The sequence below is a fragment of the Butyrivibrio sp. INlla16 genome (assembly GCF_900104155.1).
GTDB lineage: Bacteria > Bacillota > Clostridia > Lachnospirales > Lachnospiraceae > Butyrivibrio.
Genome location: NZ_FMYB01000108.1, coordinates 1 through 4889 on the forward strand (window position 1 = coordinate 1; position 4889 = coordinate 4889).

A 4889-nucleotide genomic window follows, 5' to 3' on the forward strand; every position below is an offset into this window, starting at 1 on the left:
CCGTTACCAAATCGCAACCGTGTAAAGTACGCTTAAGCCGCATGGCATGAGGACTTCAGCGTATTTAACTAACCACACTCATGCCAGAAGAGCCATTTTTACTTGAGAAAGAGAAGCTATCCGTGGAAGAATCAGCTTTTATAGATGCATTTGCAATCCATTTGTCTGATAAGCCTATAGATGAAGTCCAAGAACGCAATATTAATGATTACATCACAGAATATCTCAACAATAAATATTCAGATCAAGTCAAAAAAGGATCGCGACCGGATTTTGATGGGCTCGTAACCAGAATAGATATCAATCTAAAAAGAGAAACTGGAGAGGATGAATCAGATTCAGGAATAAAACCATCTGATTTGGAATGTCTAACTATTAATGAGCAACAGATGCGAATTATGTACTCTCTTGAGTATAACAAGATTGCATACGACAGAGATCATACAAAAGAAGAGAGCGATAAGACAAGGAAAACCGAATGGCTCATAAAATGGGCAAACGAAATCTTAAAAGGGCTGGGCAAGGAAGACGAAAAAGGATATTTTTACAATGAAGAAAAAACCTTTATTGAGCTTGCAGAAGAATATGAAACTACAGATTCTCACAATTGGTATTTCATAATTATGATGGAACAGTATCTTTTTTCACCATATTTTTTGTTTGACTCTTCAAATAAAAAGGAAAATCCATGGAAAGGGCTAAAGTGTAGCGAAACCTATGTTGATATAATATGCTCTCGTCAAAATGTAGTAAATGAGAAATTTTTTAAAGATATAAAGAAAACATATAATTCATCAGTATCATATTTGGATGAAAAAGGTAAAAAAGCATTATTAGCAATTGGAACAGTAGTATTGACATCAGTTGCAACGTTTGGATTGTCATATGCATTTGCTCCCGCTATAGCCGTAGGCCTCGTAGGAGGTGGGTTTGCCTCTTTAAGCGGACAGGCATTAGTTAATGCGAGTCTGGCATACATAGGTGGTGGAGCACTGGCTGCAGGTGGATCTGGTATGGCAGGGGGTATTGCTCTGATAACTGGTGGTGGTGCCATAATAGGTGCCGCCAGTTCTGGAGCGGCCGCAATTGGCTCTGCCATTTTAGCCTCATCTCCTGAGATAACACTGAGAGAATGCGCTAAATTACTCACATGTTTTGAAAGAATTATTATAAAGGATCCCAATCACAGAAAAGATTCACTTGAAATATACCATAGTGTTATTGATAAATGCGAAGAGCTCAAAGATCAGATTCACACTTTGGAAGAACAGCTTAGTAGTGATGAACCACGCGACAACAGCGATAAAAAGAAGCTTAAGGAAGTAATAAAGGGCGTTAAGAAAAGCTATAACTACATGGAAAAAACTAAGGACCGTGTTCAAAATGAATTGTTGGATTAAGTGAGTTACTTGAACAGAGATGCTGTACTTCCTTCGCTATTTTGAGGATTATTTATTTTCATAGATATTATTTCATTTGCACGACAAGGAGGATTCCATATGTCATATTTCTTAGGCTTTCTTCACAGAACCCCACTATATGGACTGTTTGTGCTTCTATTTTGTATATTTGGATGGAAAATACCACCATCCTTCTTTTTTGATGAAACTATGACTATTATTTCAACTATACAAGCAGGGGGCGATATCGACTTTTATTCTATATTTATTCTTTTTATCAGTCTTTCTGTCATTTTCTATCCAGTAATGTCTATACTGAATGCGATTATTGGTAATATGTTGTATGCATCCGCAACAGGTGATAAGAGTTCTACTATAATTGGAACCTGAATAAGCCAATTAGGGTATGATTTAGTTTTCATTTTTTCTACAATAGAAATATTCTTTAAAGTAATCCTTCATAAGGAAGATGATATCTTTGATGAAGGTATGGGTTTTGAAACGATCTTTGGAATGATATGGATTGTTGCCATGGTTATCTTTATTGGTATGGGATTACTAATGCTTTTTAGAAGTGGAATTGTCCAATGAAGCATTAAAGAATTATGCACAATGTTATTGTTTTAAAACATCCTCAGGAGGGCTGCGCTAATGAAAAAGATAATACGTTTATTCCTTTTATTTGTATCTATATTTGCATTAAGCTTCTCATGTTACGCGCCTATAACAACTCAAGCGGCAACATCCCCTACTAAGGTGACGGTAAAGGTTGCAAAGAAAGCCAAGAAAAAGACTATAACTGTCTATGCTGGAGATAAAATTGAGCTGACAGTTAAGTCGGGCAGCAAAACAATAAAAGCAAATAAGATTACTTTTAAGACAAGTAGCAAAAAGAATGCAACTGTCACCAAGAAGGGCGTTATTACCGTAAAGAAGGCCGGTACAGTCAAGATTACTATAGCCACAAAGGATAAAAAGAAATATTCCTGCGTGATTACGCTCAAAATAAAGAAGAAATCTGAAAAGCCTAAAATTGCTGCTACCTCTATCACATTGGATAAGACAGAACTTACCCTTAATCAGGGTGAAACCTATAAGCTAATTCCTACCATATTACCGGAAAACACCACAGATAAAACTTTGGAATGGGAATCCGGGGATACTTCAGTTGTAACTGTTTCAAAAGATGGGACTATAACAGCCGTAGGAAAAGGTCAAACATCGGTTGGTGTTTTTAATAAGAAGAATAATGCCTATGTTTCTGCATATTGTGATGTGAAAGTCAATGGCAAAATAAGCAAAACCGGATCTGCAGGTACAAATATCACATATACACTTTCTGGTTTTGAAACAAATGCGACTTTATCGTTTTCCGGTACAGGTCTTATGACCAATTATGAAGTAGCACAGGCACCCTGGTATGATTATCATTCTGATATTACTACCATCAATATAGCATCCGGAATAACATCCATAGGTAACTGCGCCTTTGGTTTTTGCTCGAATCTGTCAAATATAATCATTCCAAATACTATTACAAGGATAGGCAGTTACTCATTTTATGACTGTGATATGCTGACAGATATAGCCATTCCTTCTTCAGTTACTGTTATCGGAGACAGTGCGTTTTGGGATTGTACTGGACTTACTACTGTGACGCTCCCGGCATCAGTAACAACGTTGGAGGGATTTACATTCATTAACTGCCAGAACTTGAAAACCGCATACGTTAATTGCAACATTACGGAAATACCGGCTTCCATGTTCAGCAGCTGTGTATATCTTGAAAAAGTATGGATTCCTGCTGTAAACAAGATTAATGTTTGTGCTTTTAATAATTGTACAAGCCTTAAAGATGTATATTATGCCGGAACACAGGACCAATGGAACAGTGTTGAGATCAGTGAAGAGAATGCAGCATTGGCAAATGCAACAATCCATTGCAAGTAAAAGGGGTAACGATGAAGGATAACAGTTATTCAAATATCTTTGTGTGCTATGGTGATGCTGACAGGGATATTCTTACAAGACAAATAAGGATGTTCAGGGAGAGATACCACTCATTTGTCATTATGGTCCTTACTGACGAAGCAGATATCAAGTGGATGGATACGCACAGTGAAGTTTTTGATGAGACACTTACGCTTTCTGGGGATATCAGCATATCGGATGCAGTGATAGCTTATTGTAAAGAGCACCATATGTCTGAAAAGGATACACTTCTTATTGCAGAAACTACGGAAATCGAAAAGTTATCAGAGCTTGGAATAGAAGTAAAGAGCCCGCTTGCCATGGCGGAGTCCTATAAAAAGGCATTGGAAATGCTTGGGAACATGGTAAAACCAAGAATATAAGACAGGTGAACCTATGATAAAAGAAATCGTATTCGGACCGAGTGTTCAGGGAAGTTTGGCTATGGCGCAGTTCACAGGGGTAGGAACGTGCCCCGAATATATGCTCCTTAACACTGATTCAGAGGATAAAAAGGTAGCAAAACAAACACAAAGCCTTAATGAAGAAATTATAGAAAAATGGAATAACATCCGTCCTAATACACTACACAGATATTTTCCAGGGATTATTGAGGAATATTATTATGATGTCCTAGGTGATACGGATTGCGAAAAGCAGCTGCATGCGCGCGAAGCGGTCTTACTTTTCGAGGAATGCGTAATCTGACTACAAACGATTCGATTGATGCATAAGCTAACATGATTATGGATAATAAAGAAGCATATAAAATTCTTAAAGATAGTATAGAAGACTATTATGAAATAACGGAGTTGACTTTTGATCTGCCAGACATGTTTGTATTCTGGTATGTAAACAAAAGAGTCAGTTATGGCGGAGCACTAGACTATTATGCCGTAGCCAAAAAAGATGGAAAAGTAATCAGAGACTGTGGTATTATCTGTGATTATATGGATACCCTAAGTGATGATGAAGTAATGGCTTGTAAAGTAAAGATTCCTATAAAAGAAATGAAGGGATAAAGGATCAGAGCATGATTACTTTAGATACAGAGTGTTGGCAATATTGATGCGTTACCTGCTCAGTATAAGGACTGTAAATGGTATGACTTTAAAAAATAGCGAATTGACATTTATGCTTTGTATGGTAAAATACAATTAATCATCAAGTTCACCCTAATACTGATAAATACTGGGGTTTGAACTTTTTTCTAGTACACAAATACACGTTTTATCGTATATATTTACACTGTATTTCGTTAAATTAGGATTTAACGAAATGATATTATGCCAAACTGGTGTTCACTGCTATTTCACTGGCTTTATCACAATTTTTGAAAAACTTAACGCGACTTTTGAGCCCCTGACGAGGACAAAAAGTCGCGTTTACTATTTCAATTATCCTATAAAAAAACTCATTGTTATGGCTCTTCAGGGGTAATGGTGGGTGAAAAATGCCATCATCCCCAGCATTTATGCTGATCTTGCGCCTCGAGGTTTTCTGTTAGGAAGTGGAATC

At 36.9% G+C, this 4889-nt stretch carries 5 protein-coding genes; all 5 read left to right on the forward strand.

The features are described 5' to 3' along the window. Positions 1–122 precede the first annotated feature (122 nt). The 5 genes from BLR42_RS21845 to BLR42_RS21870 all read left to right on the forward strand — a co-directional run bounded on the left by BLR42_RS21845 (position 123) and on the right by BLR42_RS21870 (position 4393). Positions 123–1400: a basic helix-loop-helix domain-containing protein gene (locus BLR42_RS21845; RefSeq protein WP_139165249.1), complete on the forward strand. Its 1278-nt coding sequence runs from the start codon at positions 123–125 to the stop codon at positions 1398–1400. A gap of 651 nt (positions 1401–2051) precedes the next feature. Next, positions 2052–3350 (forward strand): leucine-rich repeat protein, encoded by a 1299-nt coding sequence (locus BLR42_RS21855; protein WP_091873764.1) that lies wholly within the window; start codon positions 2052–2054, stop codon positions 3348–3350. 11 nt (positions 3351–3361) lie between these two features. Then, positions 3362–3754, forward strand: a complete 393-nt coding sequence (locus BLR42_RS21860; RefSeq protein WP_091873767.1) for a hypothetical protein — start codon at positions 3362–3364, stop codon at positions 3752–3754. A 13-nt stretch (positions 3755–3767) separates the two neighbouring features. Next, a complete protein-coding gene (locus BLR42_RS21865) occupies positions 3768–4079 on the forward strand; it encodes a hypothetical protein (RefSeq protein ID WP_091873769.1) in 312 nt (103 codons plus the stop codon). 38 nt (positions 4080–4117) lie between these two features. Next, positions 4118–4393, forward strand: a complete 276-nt coding sequence (locus BLR42_RS21870; RefSeq protein WP_139165250.1) for a hypothetical protein — start codon at positions 4118–4120, stop codon at positions 4391–4393. Positions 4394–4889: the final 496 nt, after the last annotated feature.